The sequence below is a fragment of the Streptomyces sp. H27-H1 genome, from assembly GCF_026627445.1.
Lineage (GTDB): Bacteria > Actinomycetota > Actinomycetes > Streptomycetales > Streptomycetaceae > Streptomyces.
Map to the genome: position 1 here is coordinate 127,584 of NZ_JAPNLJ010000017.1, position 20,670 is coordinate 148,253.

A 20,670-nucleotide genomic window follows, 5' to 3' on the forward strand; every position below is an offset into this window, starting at 1 on the left:
GCGTGCCGCATCGACCGCGCTGCCTGTGGTGTGAGCCACCGGAACCTCCCCGTGCGGAACAGATGTACGACGGTCTCCGCCCAGGGTGGCGACCGGTCCGCGCCGCTTCCCGGGGCGGGCCGGTACGCCCGGAGGGCGGTTCCGAGTCAAAGGTTGCAACGTCCTGCAACTCTCGCCAAGTCCCGGTCGGCCGATCGAAACTGGGCGGACGCCGCCGAGCGGCGTGACAGCTCCTTCCTCGGGGCTTATCTGATCAGGGGTGGTGCCGAGTCGGCGCGGCGCCATCCCTGATCCAGGTCAACACCAGGTCAACGGGTCCGGATGCCGGCCGGGCGGTTTGTTCGGAGGGTTGGGGCCCTCCGCTAGCCCGCGATCCGGGCCCGTTCAACTACGGATCCCAGATCCAGACTGTGCGGCAGCGTGCCGAAAGCCGCGCCCCAGTCGCCGCCCAGGCGTGAGGCGCAGAAGGCGTCGGCCACCTCCGGCGGCGCCCAGCGCACCAGCAGGGACCCCTGCAGGACCAGGGCCATACGCTCCACCACCCGGCGGGCCCGCGCCTCGATGCCGTTCAGGTCCGCCAGCTCGGTCAGCAGGTTCTTGATGGCCGAATCCAGCCGGTGGTCGGCTCCGCGGGCCAGGCCGAGCTCCTGGAGGAAGGCGTTCAGCGCCTGCGGCTCGCGCTGGAGGGCGCGCAGCACGTCGAGGGCCTGTACGTTGCCCGATCCCTCCCAGATGGAGTTCAGCGGGGACTCGCGCAGCAGCCGGGGCAGCCCGGACTCCTCGACGTAGCCGTTTCCGCCCAGACACTCCAGCGCCTCCGCCACCATCGGCGTACAGCGCTTGGTCACCCAGTACTTCGCCACGGGCACCGCGATGCGCAGGAAGGCCCGCTCCTGCTCGGTGCCGGCGTCGTAGGCGGCGGCCAGGCGCAGCGTGAGGGTGGTGGCCGCCTCCGACTCCAGAGCGAGGTCGGCGAGCACGTTGCGCATCAGCGGCTGGTCGATGAGCGGTGCTCCGAAAGCAGAGCGGTGCTCCGCGTGGTGAGTTGCCTGCGTCAGGGCCTGCCGCATCAGCGAGGCCGAGCCGATCACGCAGTCGAGCCGGGTCGCCGCGACCATCTCGATGATGGTCCGCACCCCCCGGCCCTCCTCGCCCACCCGGCGTGCCCACGTCCCGTCGAACTCCACCTCGCTCGACGCGTTCGACCGGTTACCCAACTTGTCCTTCAACCGCTGGATCGCGAAGACGTTGCGCGTACCGTCCGGCAGCACCCTCGGCACCAGGAAACAGGTCAGCCCGCCCGGCGCCTGCGCCAGCACCAGGAACCCGTCGCACATCGGCGCCGAACAGAACCACTTGTGCCCCGTGAGCAGGTACTCGCCCGACGCGTCGAGCGGCACCGCCGCCGTCGTGTTCGCCCGGACGTCGCTGCCCCCCTGCTTCTCCGTCATCCCCATCCCGAAGAGCACCCCGGCCTTCTGCCCGGCCGGCCGCAGACCCTCCTCGTACACGTGCGAGGTCAGCCGCGGCTCCCATTCGGCGGCCAGCTGCGGATCGGTCCGCAGCGCCGGCACCGCCGCGTGGGTCATCGACACGGGGCATCCGTGCCCCGACTCCGCCTGCGACCATACGAAGAACCCGGCCGCCCGCCGCAGATGGCCCGCCGGCCGTCCCCACGCGTCGGTGAGCCCGGCTCCCACCGCGTGCCCGAGCAGGCGGTGCCACGCCGGGTGGAACTCCACCTCGTCGATCCGGTTGCCGTACCGGTCGTGCGTCTTCAGCTTCGGCGGGCTCTCGTTCGCCTGTGCCCCCCAGTCCTGTGCTTGCCGGGACCCGGCCGCGCGCCCGAGGTCCGTGAGCTCCTGCCTTACCTCCGCCGCGAGTTCGGGCGCGGCGTCGGCGAGGTGCCGCTCCACTCCCTCGCTCAGGACCCGGTCGCTGCCGTAGACGTCGTGGCCCACGAGGGGCGGGGGCTGGTTGCTGACTGTGTGGGTGCTGGCTGCCATGACTTCATCTTCGCCGTCCACTCCCGGTTCGGGCCAGGGGTGAAGGCGATCTCCACGCGGCGGCGCGGAGCACCAGAATGCGTCGCGTCGTCAATGTCCCGTGCCAGGGCGGTCGCGCCTGCGCTCACACCGCACGTGCGGCCACGGTGGGCGCACTCCATCTCCATGTTCTACCGACCGGGCCGGTCCGTCGCGAAGCCCGACCGGCAAGGCGGGAAGCCCCTCTTTTAGGACGGGGAGGAGTCACGCGGATACCGTAAGGACGTGCAGCACGCAGAAGAAACACCCGAGCGGATCCCGGGACGGCTCCACCGGGCCCGCGCCCTCTACCGCAACGTCTCCAAACGCAAGATGGCGTGGCTGCTGCTCAAAGACACCGTGAACTCGTGCATCGAGTACCGGATCCTCGGCCTCGCCGCCGAGGCCGCCTTCTTCACCCTGCTTTCGCTGCCCCCGCTCTTCCTGGGCCTGCTGGGCCTCCTCGGGTACGTGGACGGCTGGTCGGGCGGTACGACCGTCGCCAGCATCGAGGAGAACATCCTGCGGGCGGTCGGCACCGTGCTCTCCGACCGGGGCGTCAACGACATCGCCAAACCGATGCTCGACGACGTCACCAACCGGGGCCGTCCCGACCTGATCTCCCTCGGTTTCGCCTTCGCCCTCTGGTCGGGCTCGCGCGCCGTCAACGTCTTCATCGACACCATCACCGTCATGTACGGGCTCGACGGACATCGGGGGATCGTCAAGACCCGGCTGCTGGCCTTCGTCCTCTACGTCGCCGCCCTGCTGATCGGCGCCATCGTGCTGCCGCTGATGGTGGTCGGCCCGGACGCGGTGGTGCGGCTGGTGCCCTGGAGCACGGAGGTGATCGCGGTCCTGTACTGGCCCGTCGTCACGCTGCTCTGCATCGTCTTCCTGACCACGCTCTACCACGTGTCCGTCCCGGTCCGCTCGCCCTGGATCGAGGACGTGCCCGGCGCGCTGGTCGCCCTCGCCATGTGGGTGTTCGGCTCGTTCCTGCTGCGGATCTACCTCACCAACACGGTGGAGGGCCCGACCATCTACGGGTCGCTGGCCGCCCCCGTGGCGATCCTGCTGTGGATCGGCATCTCCGCCTTCGCCGTCCTCGTCGGGGCCGCCGTCAACGCCGCGATCGACCGGGTCTGGCCCTCGGTGGCCACGGCCGCGGCGCGCGAGGCGAACGAGCGGGTCCGCGAGGCGGAGGCCGCCCAGCTGGTCGCCCGGGCCGCCGCCTGGCGGGCACTGGCCGAAGGGGAGTCGGAGGACGACGAGGGTGAGGAGGACGGCGGCATGCCCTCGGAGTTCCCGGAGCGCTGGTCGAAGTTCCTGCCCCCGGAGGACTACCACTCCCGCCTGCGCAAGCACTGACCACCGCCGCAGCCTGGTGTCCGTGGCTGATTCCGGGTGCGAGGAACGGCGTCCCGGACGGTTGCCGGAGCGGTGCTCCGGCGGGTCGAGGGGACCGGCGGCGGCATGGTGCTGCCCGACGGCTGCATGGACCTGCTGTGGGTCGACGGGCGGCTCCTGGTGGCCGGACCCGATACGGCCGGGCACCGCGCCGGAGAGGTCCAGGGCTCCGGATTCGCCGGGATCCGGCTGGCCCCCGGCACGGCGCCCGCGCTGCTCGGCGTACCGGCCCGCCTCCTGCGCGACCGGCTTGCCCTCGCGCTGAGTCGGCGCGGGCTCGCTCAGGCGGCGGTGGCGGCGGCCGGATACGCCGACCAGGAGCACTGCACCCGCGAGGTGCGCGCCCTGGCGGGGACCACCCCGGGGGTCTACGCGGTGGGGCTGGCGGGTTCGGAGGCTTCGGCGGTTCCGGCGGTTCTGGAGGCGGCGAAGAGGGAGATTCCGGAGCCGTCCGGGTCGAGGACGACGGCGTAGCGCTGCCCCCAGAAGGCGTCCCAGGGCTTCAGGTGGCCCGTGTGCCCGGTCTCCGTCAGCTCGGCGTACAGCGAGTCCACCTCGGCGGGGGAGTCGCACAGGAAAGCGAGCCCGACCCGGCCGTCGGTCGTGGGGCGGGTCCAGGACGGGTCGAAGGAGCGGATGACCTCCTCCGTGTCCCAGCCGATCCGCTGCCCGCCCGGCAAGGCGGCTTCGACGTGCGGCTGGGAGTCGGCCGCGGCGGGCACGTCGATGCCCAGGCGGCGGTAGAAGGCGAGCGATGCGGCCATGTCGGAGACGACGATGCCGATCATGTCGAGTCGGGGAGTCATGAGCTCACCGTAGGCGGGCCGGGCCCGGCCGGTCTTGAACGAATCGGACACCGGCGGACGGCCGTCCCCATGGCCGCACGGCCTCATGGCCCCCGGCCTCATGTCCCCACGGCCCACGGCCCACGGCCCACGGCTCCGCGCGGGGCCGTCCGGGCCGGTCACGCGGCGGGGTCCTCGTCCTGGGGCAGGTGGCGGTAGACCGTGGCCCGGGAGACGCCGAGAGCGGCGGCGATCGCGGTCGCCCCGCTGCCCGCCAAGTGCATCCGGCGGGCCGCCTCGATCATGGCCGGGCTCATGGAGGCGGGCCGCCCGCGCCGGCCCCCGGGCACGGGCCGCGCGGCCGCGGGCCCGCCGGATCCGCCCGCTCCACCGGGCCCTTCCGGCCCGTCGAGCAGGCGCCGTACGCCGTCCAGGACGGCTGCGCGCAGGGCCGGTACCGGGGCGTCGGCGAAGAGCACCACCGGGTCGGAGAGCATCGCGACGGCCTGGGCGGCCCGCACCCGCTCCGCGAATCCTGGATCCGCCCCCGCGACCAGGAAGTTGGCCCGGAGCATGGAGTCGCGCAGGCGGGCGAAGGCCGGGCCGGGGGTGACCAGGGCCATGTCCTGGAGGTTGAGGCGGAGCAGGTGGCGGTGGGTCAGCCAGACGTCGAGGACCCCCTCGATGGCGGCCCACCGCGCCCGCTCCGAGCGGCCGGAGGCGCCGGTCCTGCCGGGCCCGTCGGCCGCGCCGGATGCCGCCGCGCGGGCCAGGGCGTCCGCCAGATCGCGGAGCATCGGCTCTACGAGGGCGCCGAGGATGTCGGCCTTGCCGGGGAAGTGGTAGAGCACCGCCGGCTTGGAGACGCCCACCCGTTCGGCGATCTCCCGCAGTGAGGTCTCGTGGAAGCCGTGGACCCCGAACAACTCCATGGAGACCCGCAGGATCCGCTTCCGGGTATCGGAAGCCGTCTCGGTCATCGACTCCTCGGACGACGCTACGAGGGTGCTGCCCGTCTCGTAAATCGTCTCAGAATCTTCCGTTCTGTGGTTCTCCATGGGGAACAGCTTAATGTCCCGCCCGACTTGAGGCCGGACCATAATGGCCGCCACTGACCGACGGTAAGCCGGAGTGGGCTCGGTCCGGATGTCCCGTAAAAACAAGTGGCGTGCTCCCGAGGCCGCTTGTTACGGTGGGGACGTTCCCGCCGCTCGGTGCGGGACCGCAGTTCGGCACGTATGCAGACCCGGAGGTGAGTTCATTGATGACTGTCATGGCGCAGGGCGTTGCCCGCACTCAGAAGACCATCAATGTCACTTCTGTGGTCTCCGGCTGACCTCTCACCTCTTTCGCGCCCGGTAGCGGCGCGCATCGCCGGGGCCACCCTGTGAAGGGTTTCCCTTGTCTCTCCCCGCTTCCTCTTCTTCTCTTTCTTCTCTCCCGCAGGCCTCCGGGCTCCCGCACGCCCTGACCCCCTACGGCTGGGACGAGGCGTGGGCGGCCGAGTTCGCCCCGTACGCCGATCAGGGTCTGCTGCCCGGCCGGGTGGTACGGGTCGACCGCGGCCAGTGCGACGTCATGACGGCGGACGGCATCGTCCGCGCCGACACCGCCTTCGTCACCCCGCACGATCCCCTCCGGGTCATCTGCACCGGCGACTGGGCGGTGCTGGAGGCGCACGGCAACCCGCGCTACGTGAAGACGTACCTGCCGCGCCGGACCGCGTTCGTGCGCTCCACCTCGTCCAAGCGGTCCGAGGGCCAGATCCTCGCCGCGAACGTCGACCACGCGATCATCGCGGTGTCTCTGGCCGTCGAACTGGACCTCGGCCGCATCGAGCGGTTCCTCGCGCTCGCCTGGGAATCGGGGGCGCAGCCGCTCGTGGTCCTGACCAAGGCGGATCTCGTCCCGGACCCGGTCACCCTCGGACACCTCGTCGAGGACGTGGAGACGGCGGCCCCCGGGGTCGGGGTCCTCACGGTGTCCTCGATGACCGGAGAGGGCACGGACGTGCTCGCGGCGGTCGTCGGGAGCGGTACGAGCGTGCTCCTCGGAATCTCCGGCGCGGGCAAGTCCACGCTGGCCAACGCCCTTCTCGGGACCTACGTGATGGAGGTCCAGGAGACGCGCGACGCCGACGGCAAGGGCCGCCACACCACCACGACGCGCAACCTGCTCGCGCTGCCGGGCGGCGGCGTGCTGATCGACACCCCCGGGCTGCGCGGCGTCGGGCTCTTCGACGCGGAGGCGGGCGTCGGGCAGGTCTTCTCGGAGATCGAGGAGTACGCGGAACGGTGCCGCTTCCACGACTGCGCCCACGAGGCGGAGCCGGGGTGCGCGGTGCGGGCCGCGCTGGCCTCCGGGGAGCTGTCCGAGCGGCGGATGGAGAGCTACCGCAAGCTGCTGCGTGAGAACCAGCGGATCGTCGCGAAGACCGATGCGAGGCTCCGCTCGGAGCTCAAGCGGGACTGGCGGCTCCGCTCGGCGGAGGGCCGCGCGAACTACTCCGCGAAGCGCACCGGCCGGGCCTGACACCCCGGACCCGGGGCTCCGGCCCCGGCTTCCCTTAGCCCCTCCCGCCACCTGCGGGAGGGGCTACGGCCGCTCACGCCCCCGGCCGGCTGCCGGCCCGTTCGGGTGGTGCCCCGCAAGGGACGGCCTGGGTCCGGGCCGACGGCCCGGGCCAGGCCCCCGACGACGGACTGGGTCACGCTCGACGGCCTAGGCCAGGCCCCAGGCGAGGACGCGGTCCGGGTGGATGCGGATGACCTCCGGGCTGAAGTGGGGGCCCAGGGAGTGCGGGCCCACCTCCAGCGTGGCGCGGCCGCGGATCTCGATGCCGCGGACCTGCCACGGGCGGGTGCTGACCAGGTCGTCCACGACCAGTGACAGCCGGGGGTTCGTGGTGAGGTTGCGCCACTTCTTCGTCGTGCCCATCGCCAGCCCGCCCACCAGGACCGTCCCGTCGTCCTGCGGGAAGAATCCCACCGGGTTCGCCTGCGGCTGCCCGGCCGCGTCCACCGTCGCGAGCCGGCCCAGGTGCTGCGAACGCAGGTATGCCAGTTCGGCTTCACTGAAACCCTTGAACTCCGTCATGGGGGAGACGATCCCACCCGGATCCGCTCGGCGCATCGGGCCGAGGACCTAGCCGGGCCTACGCCGAAAGCCCCGTCCGGCGGACTGGGCCCAGGACCAGGGGGCGCAGGACTCGGCGCACCCCCACGCCTACGCCCACAGCACCGTCCCCACCCAGGCCCCCACCACCAGCAGGCACGCGAACAGCTCCACCAGCACGCTCGTCCCCACCGCCCGCATCACCGCCCGTACCGACGCCCACGCCTCCCCGTGGCTGCCCAGACGGCGCCGTTCGCACAGGTAGATGCCGCCCACGAAGCCCGGGACCGCCCCCAGCACCGGCACCAGCACGAAGCCCAGTACCGCCCCCGCACCCGCGTGCACCACCATCCGGCGGGTGACGCCCACCCCCCGGAGCCGCCGCGGGGGCAGCTGCCACTTCACCACCTGCACCACCAGCAGCAGCGCCGTCGCACCCACCAGCAGGCCCCACGCCACCGACGACTGCTCGTGCAGTGCCCACCACAGGAGTCCGGCCCAGACCAGCAAGGTGCCGGGGGCGCCGGGGACCAGTACCCCGAGCAGTCCGAGCACCAGCACCAGCCCCACCAGGAGCAGCTGGGGCAGCTGAGGCAGATCCATCTGCTCAGCCTGCCCGGCCCCGGGCTATCGAGCCACCCAGCCCCGTTCGTACGCGTGCCAGCCCAGCTGGAGCCGGGTCGTGACCCCGGACAGCTCCATGAGGCCCTTGACCCGGCGCTGCACCGTCCGCAGGCCCAGCTCCAGGTGCTTCGCCACGCTCGCGTCCGTCATCCCCGCCAACAGGAGGGTGAGGATCTCCAGATCCGTGGCATCCGGTCCGCCGCCCGATTCCTCCGGCGCCCCCGTGGAGCCCAGCCGCAGCGGCAGCGACTCCCGCCAGACCGCCTCGAAGAGGCCCATCAGGGACTCCAGCAGCCCCGACGCGTGCACGACCAGCGCCGCCGGCTCCGCGCCGCGCGCCGTCAGCGGCACCATCGCGAGCGTCCGGTCCGCGATCACCAGTTTGGTCGGCACCTGGCCCGTCACCCGGATGTGCTCGCCGCGCGCCAGCGCCGTGGATGCCTCGCGGATCCCCCTCGGCAGGGTGAGCACCTCCCGTTCGATGACCACCCGGTACGCCACGCCCCGTACGGCCGCCCGCTCCTCCGCCTCGTTCTCCGTCCCCGTCACCACCTGCGGCCGGCCGCTGACCAGCGCGCACACCTCCTCCGCCGCGCCGAGCTGGAGCTGGTGGAAGCGGTGGGCCACCGCGCTCGCCCCCGTCACCACCTCCACCAGGTCGTACACGGCCGGCTCGGCGGCCTCCGCCCGGTACTCCTGCGCCAGCAGGGCCGCCGTCAGCTCCGCCTGCTCCAGCTCGTGCCGCTGCTGGGTGAGCAGCGCGCCCAGTGCCACCCCCGGCGGGGCCGCCACCCATCGGCCGGGGCGGGCCGAGGACTGGGCGGCGAGCCCGTGCCGTTCGAGGTGGCGCAGGGTCCGTTCGGTCTGCTGCTCCGGCAGTGTCAGCCGGTGCGCGAGGTCCGGTATCTCCGCGGCCCCCAGCGCGACCAGCGCGCGGTAAGCCGACTCCTGTCCTTCGTCCAGGCCTATCGCACTCAGCAACTCGTCCACCCAACCCTCTCGGCACCGTTCCTGGCGGGAAGCGGCCACGGCGCAAACCCGCCGCCGACATCATCGCCGCACCCCCCGGCACTCTGCCAAGGTGACGCCACCGCAGCACCAACATCCGCTGGCCAGAAGCCATTTACGCGGCCCTTTCGCCGTGCAATGCACTAGTTGGCCGGAATTCACCTGGGGAGAGCGATGCGCCCGATATCGCGTACGGCAATGGGAGCCGCCATCGCGGCCGTCCTGGCCGTCACGGCCGTGGGTCCGTCCACGGCACAGCCGAGCGAGGGAGCGTCCGGAGCCGGGGCCGCCGCCGTGAAGAAGCCCCTCGTCGGCAGCGGGGCGGCCGCGCAGCAGCCCACCGCGCCCGTCACGGTGACCCTGGTCACCGGTGACCGGATCCTGGTCTCCACCGACGCGGCGGGCCGCACCGCCGCCACCGCGATGCCCCGCGAGGACGGCTCGCAGCCGCTCGTGCAGACCCGCCAGTCGGGCAAGGACCTCTACGTCTACCCCGAGGGCGCGGTCAAGGCGCTCGCCGCGGGCAAGGCCGACGAGGAGCTCTTCAACGTCACCGGCCTGATCCGGCAGGGCTACGACGACGCGCACGCCGAGAAGCTCCCGCTCATCGCGGTGTACGAGGGTTCCGCGAGCCCCGCGCGCAGCGCCCCGCCGGTACCGCGCGGCGCCGAGCGCTCGCTCGTCCTCGGCTCCATCGGCGGCGTCGCGCTCGCCGCCGACAAGGAGAAGGCCGCCGACTTCTGGGCCGACGTCACCGGCGCCAACGTGAACCCCCACTCCCGCTCGGCCGCCTCCGCCCCGCTGAAGAAGCTGTGGCTGGACGGCAGGGTCCAGGCGAACCTGGAGCGTTCCACCAAGCAGGTGGGCGCCACCGCCGCGTGGGCCGCCGGGTTCGACGGCACGGGCACCAAGGTCGCCGTCCTCGACACCGGCACCGACCTCGAACACCCCGACCTCAAGGGCCGGGTCGCCGCAGCCGAGAACTTCACCGACTCCGACACCGTCGAGGACCGCCAGGGCCACGGCACCCACACCATCTCCACCGTCGGCGGCTCCGGCGCGGCCGGCGCGGGCGCGAAGAAGGGCGTCGCCCCAGGCGCCCAGCTGCTCAGCGGCAAGGTCCTCAACGACTCCGGCTACGGCCTGGATTCGTGGATCATCGCGGGCATGCAGTGGGCCGTCGACAGCAAGGCCGACGTGGTCTCCATGAGCCTCGGAGACCCCTCCCAACTGTCCTGCGACGACCCGATGGCCGCCGCCACCGAGGCCCTGGCCAAGAGCAGCGGCACCCTCTTCGTCATCGCCGCCGGCAACTCCGGCCCCGGCAACAACACCGTGTCCTCGCCCGGTTGCGCGCCCAGCGTGCTGACCGTCGGAGCCGTGGACCGCGACGACAAGACCGCCTCCTTCTCCAGCCGCGGCCCGGCCGGCCTGGAGCACACCCTCAAGCCCGAGATCGCCGCCCCCGGGGTCGGGATCTCGGCCGCCGCCGCGGGCGGACGCGGGGTGTACGCGTACCAGTCCATGTCCGGTACCTCGATGGCCACCCCGCACGTCGCGGGCGCCGCCGCCATCGTCAAGCAGCGCCACCCCGACTGGACCCCGCAGCAGATCAAGGCCGCCCTGGTCGGATCCGCCAACACCGCGGTCCCGGGCGACGTACGGGAGACCGGCGGCGGCCGCCTCGACGTCAAGGCCGCCATCGACACCACCGTCACCAGCGCCCCCGCGGTCCAGGGCGGCACCTACAACTGGCCGCAGGACCGCAGCGACCGCGCGAGCGCCGAGGTCCCGTACACCAACACGGGCACCAAGCCCGTCATGCTGAGCCTCTCCGTCGAGAAGGTCACAGGCAACGACGGCTCCGCCGTCCGCAGCCAGGTCGCCCGCCTCGACAAGCGCACCGTGACCGTACCGGCCGGCGCCACCGTCAAGGTGCCGCTCGCCCTGGACCCCTCCGCGAAGCTGGAGCGCTCCCAGTACGGGGACGTGACCGGCCGGGTCGTCGCCGAGGCGAACGGCGTGCGCGTCTCCACCCCCTTCTCCCTCTACGTGGAGCCGGAGACGGTCACGCTGCGCGTCAAGCTCATCGACCGCGCGGGCAAGCCGGCCTCCGGCCCGTCCTCCCTGGACGTGATCGGCACCGACGACGCCTCCGGTGAGCGCCGCTTCAACGACGGCTCCGCCGACCAGGTCTACCGGGTCCGCCCGGGCTCGTACTTCCTCTCCGCCTTCGTCGGAACCCCCGACGCCGGCGAGAACGCCGAGATGACCGACTCGCTCACCTACCTCGGCCGCCCGCAGACCGAGGTCGGGAAGGACACGGTGATCGTGCTGGACGCCCGCAAGGCGGCCCGGCTGAGCATCGCCACCGACAAGCCCACCGAGGCGCGCAGCACCACCCTCGCCTTCGCCCGTTCCTGGGGCGAGTCCTGGCTGCACGCCGGCACCGCCATGGGCGGCCGTACCATCCGCGGCTACTACGCCTCGGTCGACGGCAAGGCCAAGGAGGGCGACTTCGAGTTCGGCAGCTACTGGCGGGCGGCCGCGCCGCTGCTCTCCGAGCTGAAGGCGAACGGCGGCCCGGTGCTGCACCCGCTCACCGCGTCCACCGGCAGCGACAACCTCGACGGGACCGGCAGCGCCCCGCTCGTCAACGCGGGTACGGGTACGGCCGAGGAGCTCGCCGCCGTCGCCGCCAAGGGCGCGATCGTCCTGGTCAAGTCCGCGGACGCCGCGATGTACCAGGTCGCGGAAGACGCGAAGGCGGCCGGCGCCAAGGGCGTCCTCGCCTACCGTGACGCCCCCGGCCGCTGGCAGGCCTTCACCGGTTACGCGGGCGGCGCCCTGCCCGTCATCTCGGTGGAGTCCGGCGAGGGGCAGGCCCTGCTGGCCCGGCTGGGCAAGGGCAAGGTCACGCTGAGCTGGAAGGGCAGCGCGAAGAGCCCGTACGTCTACAACCTCGCGCAGATCGAGAAGGGCCAGGTCCACGGCGACCGTACCTACCGGGTGCGCGACCGCGAGCTCGGCGCCGCCCTGTCGGCCTACCAGTCGATGGGCGTCGCCGCCGACTACACCGATCTCACCGGCGCCTACCGCCCGATCGGCAGCGCCGTGTACTTCGGCGGCATCGACACCGTCGCGGTACCGGGCAAGCGCACCGAGTACTACTCCGCCGGGGACACGGCCTGGGACCACATGGTCTCCAGCAGCTTCCCGTGGGGCGAGTTCATGACCGACCAGCAGCGCACGTACAAGGCGGGCTCCACGCGCGCCGAGAACTGGTACGACGGGGTCATCGGCCCGGTCGCACCGCTCGACACCGCGGGCGAGCAGCAGCTGGCGGCCGAGCGGCAGGGCAACCTGATCGGCTTCGCCTCCGCGATGTGGGGCGACAGCGGCCACTACGCCCAGCAGGGCGGCTTCGGTGACCTCGGCAACGTCTCGCTCAAGGTCGACGGCGAGTCGCTGGGCGACAGCGGGTACCCGTCCGGGGTCTTCGAGGTCCCGGCCGAGGACTCCGCGTACGAACTGACCCAGCAGCTGGAGAAGTTCGGCCAGCCGACCCGGACCTGGCAGCGTTCCTCGGCGATCCGCACCACCTGGACCTTCCGCTCGAAGCTGGACGCGACGCAGTACTCGCAGGCGCTGCCCGTCCTCTTCCCGCGGATCTCCGCCCCGCTGGACGGCATGAAGACGCTGGCCGCGGCCAACGGCCAGAAGATCGGCCTCGGGGTCAGCGGGCACGCGGGCTACACGCCGGGCGCTCTCAAGTCGGCCAAGCTTTCGTACTCGTACGACGAGGGCGGCAGCTGGAGCGAGGCGAAGGTGAGCGAGCGCGGCGGGAAGTGGACCGCGAGCGTGGACCACACCGGAGCCGCGGGCAAGCTGGTCATGCTCAAGGTCGAGCTGACCGACACGAACGGCGCCACCGTCACCCAGATGGTCGCGCGGGCGTACGGCATTCGCTAAGTCGTACGACATAGAGCAGGGGGGTCCATCGGACGGCGGTCCGATGGACCCCCCTTTTTCCCGCGTTCGCCGGATTTCGGCCGCACGGGAGCCCGACAATGAGGGCCATGAGTCAGCGGGACGCGGGCGCGGATGACTGGTGGCAGAAGCTCTATGAGGACCCGGACGCGGTACCGGATCCCGACCCCCGGGACACACTGGAACACCGCTTCCGCTCGGCAGCGGTCCTGGTGGCCCCGGCCCCCGTACCCAGCCCCCGGAGGGATCCGGGTCCGGTGACGGAACGCGCGGCGAATCCGGAGGCGGTGGAGCCTCTGGAGCCTGGCGTGCCTCCGGAACCTTCGGTGTCGGCTCCCGGGCCGGTGGCGGGGCCGTCCGCCTCGGCTCCCGGGCCGGTGGGGGAGGCGGAGACCGGCCCGCCCGGTCCGCCCTCGCCGGGTCCCGTGGCGCCGGCGAGTCCGGAGCCGTGGGCGCAGGGCGCGTACGGGGAGCCCGTGCTGCCGCCGCCACGGGATCCCCGGGAGGGCGGGCAGACCTGGTACGCGCTCGGGAACGTCGACGTCCCGCCCGCGCTGCCCGCCGAGGAGTCCGGGGAACGGTCCGACTGGAGCTGGGACCTGCGGGACGACGCGCCCGCAGCGGCTGCGCTCCCCGACCCGGACCCGGCCGGGCCGGTTCACCCGTTCCCGGGGGACCCGGCCGTGTCCGACTCCGCCGGGGGTGCGGGAGCCGGTGCCGATGTCGGCAGGGGCACCGGTACGGAGCCCGGCACCGGCTCGGGCCCGAACCCGAACCCGGGTATGGCGTCCGGCACTGGTTCCGACTCGGTCCCGGGTACGAGTACGGGGGGTACGGGCTTCCGCACCGGGCCGGTTCCGGGCACGGATACGGGCCCAGGCCCCGGCTTCGCCCTCGGGTCCCACCCTGGTTCCGGTTCGGGCTGGGGCTCCGCTCCCGACTCGGGTTCTGGTTCCGGGGGCTCCGATACGGGCCAGGGCCAGGCTCCTGGTCCGGCCTCCGGTTCCGCTCGCGGCTCCGCCACCGGGTCGGCCTACGACCCTGCTGGGGGTTCGGCCTCCGGCCGCGTTCCCGACTCCGCTCCGGGGCCGGACCCCGGCCCCGGCTCCGACCTCGTCGGCAGTTCTGGCACCCGTTCAGGCTCCGGCATCGCTCCCGGCTCCGGTCTCGGCCCGGGCTCCGTTCCCGGCCCCCGCCCCGGTTCCGGGTCCTCGTCAGGTACCGGCCCCGCAGGTGGGCAGGTGCCCGCAGTCGGAGCCAGGCCCGGGGACAGCTCCCCGCCCGGGGACGACGGCGGGGAGTCCGGGGTCTCGGGTCCCCCGCGGCCGGCGGTGACGCATCTGGGGGCCCGGCCGCCCACCTACGCCGCCGAGCCCGTCGCGCTGCCCGCCGCCGACCCGGCCGGGCTTGCCGCGCTGACCCCCGACACCGTGCTGGAGGGGGCCCAGTACGGCGGCTACACGCTGCGCGCGGCCTCCCTGCGCGGGGACTCCGCGCGGTTCCGGGGCGAGGGCCGGCGGGACTTCCTGCTCACCGCCCGCTTCGGCACCGGCCCCGACGCGCTGGTCCTGGTCGTGCTCGCCGGCGGGGACCGGGCCGCGCCCGGAGCCGCCGAGGCCGCCGCCGAGGTGTGCCGGTCCGTCGCGGGGGCCGTCGGGCGGAGCCAGGAGCGGCTGTCGCAGGACATCCGCGACGGCCGGCGCGAAGCCCTGCGTTCCGGCCTGCAGCGGCTCACCGACCGCGGCTACGGGCAGCTGCGCGCCCGCGCCGCCGAGCTGGGGCTCCCGGAGGACGGCTACACGGCCGGGCTGCGCGGACTGCTGCTGCCGGTCGACCCCGGCTGCCGCACCCGGGTCTGCTTCGGCGCGGGCGCGGGCGGGCTGTTCCGGCTCCGCGACGGACAGTGGCGGGACCTGGAGGAGTCCGCGCCCGCACTGACGCCCGCACCGGCGCCCGCACCGACCGGCCCGCCCGGATTCCGCTTCCGCTTCCGGGCTTCCGTGGCCCGGCCCGGCGACACCCTGCTCCTGTGCTCCGGCGGCCTCGCGGACCCGATGCGGGAGGAGGAGCCGCTCTCCGCCGAACTCGCCGCCCGCTGGGGCGACGCATCCCCGCCGGGCCTCGCCGCCTTCCTCGCGGACACCCAGCTCCGCCTCAAGGGCTACGCCGACGACCGCACGGCCGCCGCGGTCTGGGAGGCGTAACCGGGCGGATCATGCGTGGATGGAAGGCGCACACGGCAGAGCCGAACCGGAAGGCGCCCCCTCCATGGCCAAGCAGAACGTGGCGGAACAGTTCATCGACATTCTCGTGCGCGCCGGCGTGCGCCGGATGTACGGAGTCGTCGGGGACAGCCTCAACCCCGTCGTCGACGCGATCCGCCGCACCGGCGGCATCGACTGGATCCAGGTGCGCCACGAGGAGACGGCCGCCTTCGCGGCCGGCGCCGAGGCCCAGATCACCGGCACCCTCGCCGCGTGCGCGGGCTCCTGCGGCCCCGGCAACCTCCACCTGATCAACGGGCTCTACGACGCCCACCGCTCGATGGCCCCGGTCCTCGCACTGGCCTCGCACATCCCCTCCAGCGAGATCGGCCTCGGCTACTTCCAGGAGACCCACCCCGACCGGCTGTTCACCGAATGCAGCCACTACAGCGAGCTGATCTCCAACCCGCGCCAGATGCCCCGGGTCCTGCAGAGCGCCGTCCAGCACGCCATCGGGCGCGGCGGGGTCAGCGTGGTGTCCCTGCCCGGGGACATCGCCTCCCAGCCCGCGCCGGAACAGAGCGTGGAGCACGCGCTCGTGACCGCGCGGCCGACCGTACGGCCCGGCGACGGCGAGATCGACAAGCTGGTCCGGCTCATCGACGAGGCCGACCGGGTCACCCTCTTCTGCGGCAGCGGCACGGCCGGCGCGCACGCCGAGGTCATGGAGTTCGCCGGCCGGGTCAAGGCCCCCATCGGGCACGCCCTGCGCGGCAAGGAATGGATCCAGTACGACAATCCGTACGACGTCGGGATGAGCGGGCTGCTCGGCTACGGCGCCGCCTACGAGGCCACCCACGAGTGCGATCTGCTGATCCTGCTCGGCACGGACTTCCCGTACAACGCCTTCCTCCCCGACGACGTCAAGATCGTCCAGGTGGACATCCGGCCGGAACACCTCGGCCGCCGCTCCAAGCTGGACCTCGCGGTCTGGGGCGACGTACGCGAAACCCTGCGCGCGCTGAACACCAGGGTGAGGGCCAAGACCGACCGCCGGTTCCTCGACCGGATGCTCAAGAAGCACGCGGACGCGCTGGAGGGGGTGGTGAAGGCCTATACGCGCAAGGTGGAGAAGCGCACGCCCATCCACCCCGAGTACGTGGCCGCGGTCCTCGACGAACTCGCCGACGAGGACGCCGTTTTCACCGTGGACACGGGCATGTGCAACGTGTGGGCGGCGCGCTATCTTTCCCCGAACGGAAAGCGCCGCATCATCGGCTCCTTCAGCCACGGCTCCATGGCCAACGCCCTTCCGCAGGCCATCGGCGCACAGTTCGCCGAGCCCGGACGTCAAGTGGTGTCGATGTCGGGCGACGGCGGGTTCTCCATGCTGATGGGAGATTTCCTCACCCTGGTGCAGTACGACCTCCCCGTCAAAGTGGTCCTCTTCAACAACTCATCGCTCGGAATGGTCGAGTTGGAGATGCTGGTTTCCGGCCTTCCCTCGTACGGGACGACGAACAAGAACCCCGACTTCGCGGCGATCGCCCGCGCGGCGGGCGCCTACGGGGTCCGGGTGGAGAAGCCCAAGCAGCTCACAGCGGCTTTGAAGGATGCCTTCAAGCACAAGGGACCTGCTCTGGTGGACGTGGTCACGGACCCCAACGCACTGTCCATTCCACCGAAGATCAGCGCTGAAATGGTGACCGGATTCGCACTGTCGGCCAGCAAGATCGTGCTGGACGGAGGGGTGGGCCGGATGATCCAGATGGCGCGATCCAACCTCCGCAACGTGCCGCGTCCCTGAGCCCGGATGCGTGCGGATTGCCCCGGAGGGCATGCATCCCGTAGGCCTGTTCGACAGGCGGGCCTACGGGATGCGGGCATACGGGAGGTACATCGCCGTGCGGGTGGGGGCGAAGGCCGGAAAGCTGTGGCGCAGAGGGCGGCCGGTGCCGCGCGAACCGTCGGCCGAGGAGGGGGCGGCGGTGGACACGCCGGGGATCACCCGGAGCGTGCGGCGGGCCGATCTCAAGGCAATTGGGGAAGTCCGTCAGGATTTACGCGAATTGATGCGCCATCGGTGCCGGGTGGAGGCCGCGGAGGTGGCCGAGCTGCTGGTCACCGAGCTCGTCACCAATGCCCTCGTCCACACCGACCAGGGCGCGGAGGTCTCGGCGACGCTCGCGGCGGACCGGCTGCGGGTGGAAGTCCGCGACTACGCCGCCCGCAGGCCCCGGCCGCACGTACCGTCCGCCGACGACGGTACGCACGGCAGGGGGCTGGTGCTGGTGCAGTCGCTGGCCGACGCCTGGGGTGTGGACGCGCTGGGACTGGCGCTGGGCGGCGGCAAGGTGGTGTGGTTCGAGCTCGACGGAGCGAAGGGCGCGGGGCCCGCCTGAGTGATCGGGCGGGACCCGCGAACCGCGGCTCCTGAACGGGTCGTTTCCCGTCACATCAGCCGAACTGCTGCTCCAGATCCTTCAGTTTGCGTTCGAGCGAATCCAGTCGGGGCAGCGTCTGAGTGTCGTCCTCGGCGGTGAGGTCCACCGTCCGGGGGCCGACGGCCGTGTCAGCGGGTTCGGTTCCGCTCACGGCCTGCAGGGAGGGCCGGCGCCGTAGGGGCAGTTGTCCGGTTTCCGCTATGGCCGGCTCCGCGCCGGCCGGCGCGGAGCCCGTTCCGGGGGCCAGCCCCGGCACATCGACCTGACGGGCGCGGGCCACGCGCCCGAACGCCCGGTTCTGCCGGCCGAGCGCCTTGATGTGCGCCCGGTCCAGGCGGTGTTGGTCCCGCCTGCGGTGCCGGTCCTGCTCCTTCTCCTTCTTGTCCTCGCGCACCTCGTCCACGGCCTCGTCGAGCGTGCGGACCCCTTCCAGCAGCATCAGTGACCATGCGCCGAAGGTCTCCCGGGGTGCCCGCAGCCAGCGGACCATCCGGATTTGCGGCAACGGCCTCGGGATCAGGCCCTGTTCGCGCAGTGCCGCCCGGCGGGTCTGCTTCAGGGCGCGGTCGAAGAGCACGGCCGCCGACAGCGACATGCCGGAGAAGAACTGCGGAGCGCCGTCGTGGCCGATGCCGCGCGGGGCGTGCACCCAGTTGAACCAGGCGGCGGCTCCCGCGAACAGCCAGACCAGCATGCGCGAGCCGAGGGCCGCGTCGCCGTGGCTGGCCTCACGTACGGCGAGCACCGAACAGAACATCGCGGCGCCGTCGAGGCCGAAGGGGACCAGGTACTCCCACCCTCCGGAGAGGTTGAGGTTCTGCCGGCCGAAGCCGACCAGGCCGTGGAAGGAGAGGGCTGCCGCGACCGCCGCGCAGCAGAAGAGCAGAACGTAGGAGGCGGTCCCGTAGACGGCTTCCTTGCGCCGCCGCCGCTCCTCGCTGCGCTCCCAGCTGTCCTCGGCCGCCGAGGCCTTCTCGCCTTCGCGCTTGCCCCGGGCCAGTACCGCCACTGCCGCAAGTACGCCCAGGATCAGGAGGCTGCCGGGCAGCAGCCAGTCCAGCGATATGTCGGTCAGTCTCATGCGGTTGTCCCTTGCCTCGCGTATGCGGCTGTTCGGCTTGTGGCCGGTGCGGCTTTCCGGGCGCCATAGTGGCGCAGCCGGTGAGCCGTACACGCGGGTTTCGGGGCAAGTGGACGCCAACGAGGGGCGGAGCCCGCCGAATAGGGCGTCGCGGATCGAACTCCAGCTCGGGCAAAGCGGGTTGAGTTCGATTTCCGTCAGCCGGACGAGTGGGTTCAGTGGCGGGGGTGAAGGTGTGCGAAGCCGGCGGCGGTCCGTGGCGCCGTACGGACGTCCGGGCGGCGGGGCGGCCGGACGGCGGCCGGGCCGTGGACAGGCCGCGGTCAGGCCGTGGTCAGCCGGGCGATCCGGTCCGCGTCGCAGGTGCGGGGGCAGGTGACGCAGGTGTCGTCGGGGCGGATCGTGTAGAAGAAGCAGCAGCTCGCCCGGTCGCGGGTGGGCAGCTCCCGGCCGTCCGGGGCTTCCAGGGTGCGGAAGCCCGCGCCGCCCGTGTAGGGGGCGGTCGAGCCGGGGAAGAGCAGGTCCAACTCGCGCATGGCGCGCCGCTCTTCGGCGTCGCCGAGCAGGTTGCCGACGTACCAGAGGCTCTCGACGACGTCGTCGGTCACCATGCCCCACAGGGCGCGCCGCCCGCGCCGCATCCGCGGGCCGAAGCCCTCCATGACCGGTTCGAGGTGCTGGGCCACCGCAGCCCGCACCTCTGCGCGCAGCGCGTCCTCGTCGGGCACGACCCGGGCCCCGGGGAGCGCGGCCGCCGGGTCGTCCGGCAGGCAGGCGAAGGAGCCGGCACGGACGGCCATCCGGCCGTTCGTCCGGTCGAAGGACACGGCGCCCGGCGGCAGCAGTGGCACGCGCCGGTCCAGGAACCACGGAACGGTGATCAGCAGACAGGCGGTCCACGCGTACCGGTGCAGCCCGAACCCCGCCACCACGTCGGGCCGGCCCCGCTGCCCGTAGTCACGGAGCATTTGGGCTTCGTCCCACGCGAGGAACGCCTCCAGGGCCTCGCCGCCCGCCGCGAGCTCGTCCGCCCCGACCCACCCCGCACCGCGAGGGGAGGGTTCGTACGGAGCGAGCTCGGTGACGCGCAGTCCGCCGTAGGCGTTGGTCAGTCGTGCGTAGGCGTCCGCCACCGGAGAGCCGGCCGGGGCGGGGGTGCGTACGGGGCTGACGTGGCCTTGGACGGGCGCGACGGCCGTGACGGTCATGGAGAACCACCGAATCACACGATCGTTAACAGGTAAGCCTTACCTTACCTGATCTCCGTAGGGCGTGGGAAGCCGGGCTATCCTTCGGATTGGTCGAGACCTGTGGGAGGACCGAGTGCGAGATACGGCCCGAACCCGGGTACCGGAACAGCAGAACCGCAAGGTGGTACGCCACTCCGTGCGCGGGCAGGTCCTCGACGCCCTGCGCGCGGCGCTGGTCGAAGGCGAGCTGGCGCCGGGGGAGATCTACTCCGGCCCGGCCCTGGGGGAGCGCTTCGGGGTCTCCGCGACGCCCGTGCGCGAGGCGATGCAGCAGCTGGCGCTGGAGGGCGTGGTCGAATGCCTCCCGAACCGTGGCTTCCGGGTCCTGACCCGGACCCCGGCGCAGATGGCGGAACTGGCCGAGGTCAGGGCGCTGCTCGAAGTCCCCGTGATGCTGCGGCTCGCCCGTACGCTGCCGCCCGAGGCCTGGGCAGCGCTGGGGCCGGTGGCGGCCCAGGCCGCGGAGGCGGCGGCCGCGGGTGATCTGGTGCGGTACGCCGACGCGGACCGGGCCTTTCACCGCGCGGTGCTGGCCCTGGCGGGCAACGGCCAGCTGCTCCTGGTCGCGGACGGCCTCCACCGCCGCTCCCAATGGCCCCTGCCGGGCCCCCGACGCCCCCGCCGGACGGACCTCGTCGCGGACGCGGCGGAGCACGTGGCAATGATCGGCGCCCTCACCACGGGCGACCTCCCCCTGGCGGAGTCCCTGACCCGAGCCCACTTCACCCACCCCTGA

17 protein-coding genes are annotated in these 20,670 nt (G+C 72.6%); 8 read left to right on the forward strand and 9 right to left on the reverse strand.

Annotated elements, in window-relative coordinates; all coding sequences use genetic code 11:
- Window positions 1-362 precede the first annotated feature (362 nt).
- Window positions 363-2,006, reverse strand: coding sequence for an acyl-CoA dehydrogenase family protein (locus OTB20_RS20525; RefSeq protein ID WP_267819464.1), 1,644 nt, complete (start codon window positions 2,004-2,006; stop codon window positions 363-365).
- A 264-nt stretch (window positions 2,007-2,270) separates the two neighbouring features.
- Between OTB20_RS20525 and OTB20_RS20530 the strand changes: the two genes are divergently transcribed.
- Together OTB20_RS20530 and OTB20_RS42820 are read left to right on the forward strand one after the other, a co-directional pair.
- The gene (locus tag OTB20_RS20530) at window positions 2,271-3,395 is read left to right on the forward strand and encodes a YihY/virulence factor BrkB family protein (RefSeq protein ID WP_267819466.1); all 1,125 of its coding nucleotides are present in this window, start codon (window positions 2,271-2,273) and stop codon (window positions 3,393-3,395) included.
- Between the two features lie 72 nt (window positions 3,396-3,467).
- Window positions 3,468-3,908 (forward strand): DUF6597 domain-containing transcriptional factor, encoded by a 441-nt coding sequence (locus OTB20_RS42820; protein ID WP_420716445.1) that lies wholly within the window; start codon window positions 3,468-3,470, stop codon window positions 3,906-3,908.
- Here the strand turns inward: OTB20_RS42820 and OTB20_RS20540 are convergent.
- Together OTB20_RS20540 and OTB20_RS20545 are read right to left on the reverse strand one after the other, a co-directional pair.
- On the reverse strand, window positions 3,803-4,291 hold the full coding sequence (locus OTB20_RS20540; RefSeq protein ID WP_267819468.1) for a VOC family protein: 489 nt from the start codon (window positions 4,289-4,291) through the stop codon (window positions 3,803-3,805). The genes OTB20_RS42820 and OTB20_RS20540 overlap by 106 nt on opposite strands.
- 107 nt (window positions 4,292-4,398) lie before the next feature.
- Window positions 4,399-5,277 (reverse strand): TetR family transcriptional regulator, encoded by an 879-nt coding sequence (locus OTB20_RS20545; protein ID WP_267819469.1) that lies wholly within the window; start codon window positions 5,275-5,277, stop codon window positions 4,399-4,401.
- Between the two features lie 409 nt (window positions 5,278-5,686).
- Here OTB20_RS20545 and rsgA point away from each other — a divergent pair, with 409 nt between their 5' ends.
- Window positions 5,687-6,751, forward strand: a complete 1,065-nt coding sequence (gene rsgA, locus OTB20_RS20550; RefSeq protein ID WP_420716448.1) for a ribosome small subunit-dependent GTPase A — start codon at window positions 5,687-5,689, stop codon at window positions 6,749-6,751.
- 189 nt (window positions 6,752-6,940) lie between these two features.
- Here the strand turns inward: rsgA and OTB20_RS20555 are convergent, their stop codons facing one another.
- The 3 genes from OTB20_RS20555 to OTB20_RS20565 form a co-directional block, all read right to left on the reverse strand.
- Window positions 6,941-7,315 (reverse strand): PPOX class F420-dependent oxidoreductase, encoded by a 375-nt coding sequence (locus tag OTB20_RS20555; RefSeq protein ID WP_267819473.1) that lies wholly within the window; start codon window positions 7,313-7,315, stop codon window positions 6,941-6,943.
- Window positions 7,316-7,444: 129 nt separating this feature from the next.
- On the reverse strand, window positions 7,445-7,936 hold the full coding sequence (locus tag OTB20_RS20560; RefSeq protein WP_267819475.1) for a DUF456 domain-containing protein: 492 nt from the start codon (window positions 7,934-7,936) through the stop codon (window positions 7,445-7,447).
- A gap of 24 nt (window positions 7,937-7,960) precedes the next feature.
- Window positions 7,961-8,938, reverse strand: coding sequence for a helix-turn-helix domain-containing protein (locus OTB20_RS20565; protein ID WP_267819523.1), 978 nt, complete (start codon window positions 8,936-8,938; stop codon window positions 7,961-7,963).
- Between the two features lie 201 nt (window positions 8,939-9,139).
- Here OTB20_RS20565 and OTB20_RS20570 point away from each other — a divergent pair, with 201 nt between their 5' ends.
- The 3 genes from OTB20_RS20570 to OTB20_RS20580 all read left to right on the forward strand — a co-directional run bounded on the left by OTB20_RS20570 (window position 9,140) and on the right by OTB20_RS20580 (window position 16,966).
- Window positions 9,140-12,937 (forward strand): S8 family peptidase, encoded by a 3,798-nt coding sequence (locus tag OTB20_RS20570; RefSeq protein WP_267819477.1) that lies wholly within the window; start codon window positions 9,140-9,142, stop codon window positions 12,935-12,937.
- Window positions 12,938-13,044: 107 nt separating this feature from the next.
- Window positions 13,045-15,159: a protein phosphatase 2C domain-containing protein gene (locus OTB20_RS20575; RefSeq protein WP_267819479.1), complete on the forward strand. Its 2,115-nt coding sequence runs from the start codon at window positions 13,045-13,047 to the stop codon at window positions 15,157-15,159.
- 64 nt (window positions 15,160-15,223) lie between these two features.
- Window positions 15,224-16,966, forward strand: coding sequence for a pyruvate dehydrogenase (locus OTB20_RS20580; RefSeq protein WP_267819481.1), 1,743 nt, complete (start codon window positions 15,224-15,226; stop codon window positions 16,964-16,966).
- 63 nt (window positions 16,967-17,029) lie between these two features.
- Here OTB20_RS20580 and OTB20_RS20585 read toward each other — a convergent pair whose 3' ends face one another.
- A complete protein-coding gene (locus tag OTB20_RS20585; protein ID WP_267819526.1) occupies window positions 17,030-17,155 on the reverse strand; it encodes a hypothetical protein in 126 nt (41 codons plus the stop codon).
- Window positions 17,156-17,174: 19 nt separating this feature from the next.
- Between OTB20_RS20585 and OTB20_RS20590 the strand changes: the two genes are divergently transcribed.
- Complete coding sequence (locus OTB20_RS20590) at window positions 17,175-17,561, forward strand: ATP-binding protein (protein ID WP_420716449.1); 387 nt, start codon at window positions 17,175-17,177, stop codon at window positions 17,559-17,561.
- A gap of 55 nt (window positions 17,562-17,616) precedes the next feature.
- Here the strand turns inward: OTB20_RS20590 and OTB20_RS20595 are convergent, their stop codons facing one another.
- Both OTB20_RS20595 and OTB20_RS20600 read right to left on the reverse strand, forming a co-directional pair.
- Window positions 17,617-18,684: a DUF2637 domain-containing protein gene (locus OTB20_RS20595; protein WP_267819483.1), complete on the reverse strand. Its 1,068-nt coding sequence runs from the start codon at window positions 18,682-18,684 to the stop codon at window positions 17,617-17,619.
- Between the two features lie 323 nt (window positions 18,685-19,007).
- Window positions 19,008-19,892, reverse strand: a complete 885-nt coding sequence (locus tag OTB20_RS20600; RefSeq protein ID WP_267819484.1) for a (2Fe-2S)-binding protein — start codon at window positions 19,890-19,892, stop codon at window positions 19,008-19,010.
- Window positions 19,893-20,007: 115 nt separating this feature from the next.
- Between OTB20_RS20600 and OTB20_RS20605 the strand changes: the two genes are divergently transcribed.
- The gene (locus tag OTB20_RS20605) at window positions 20,008-20,670 is read left to right on the forward strand and encodes a GntR family transcriptional regulator (RefSeq protein WP_267819486.1); all 663 of its coding nucleotides are present in this window, start codon (window positions 20,008-20,010) and stop codon (window positions 20,668-20,670) included.

Excerpts from the sequence above, each read along its gene's own strand:
- OTB20_RS20525 (WP_267819464.1), bottom strand. The coding sequence starts at position 2,006 with ATGGCAGCCAGCACCCACACAGTCAGCAACCAGCCCCCGCCCCTCGTG.
- OTB20_RS20545 (WP_267819469.1), bottom strand. The coding sequence starts at position 5,277 with ATGGAGAACCACAGAACGGAAGATTCTGAGACGATTTACGAGACGGGC.
- OTB20_RS20555 (WP_267819473.1), bottom strand. The coding sequence starts at position 7,315 with ATGACGGAGTTCAAGGGTTTCAGTGAAGCCGAACTGGCATACCTGCGT.
- OTB20_RS20560 (WP_267819475.1), bottom strand. The coding sequence starts at position 7,936 with ATGGATCTGCCTCAGCTGCCCCAGCTGCTCCTGGTGGGGCTGGTGCTG.
- OTB20_RS20570 (WP_267819477.1), top strand. The coding sequence starts at position 9,140 with ATGCGCCCGATATCGCGTACGGCAATGGGAGCCGCCATCGCGGCCGTC.
- OTB20_RS20575 (WP_267819479.1), top strand. The coding sequence starts at position 13,045 with ATGAGTCAGCGGGACGCGGGCGCGGATGACTGGTGGCAGAAGCTCTAT.
- OTB20_RS20580 (WP_267819481.1), top strand. The coding sequence starts at position 15,224 with ATGGCCAAGCAGAACGTGGCGGAACAGTTCATCGACATTCTCGTGCGC.
- OTB20_RS20595 (WP_267819483.1), bottom strand. The coding sequence starts at position 18,684 with ATGAGACTGACCGACATATCGCTGGACTGGCTGCTGCCCGGCAGCCTC.
- OTB20_RS20600 (WP_267819484.1), bottom strand. The coding sequence starts at position 19,892 with ATGACCGTCACGGCCGTCGCGCCCGTCCAAGGCCACGTCAGCCCCGTA.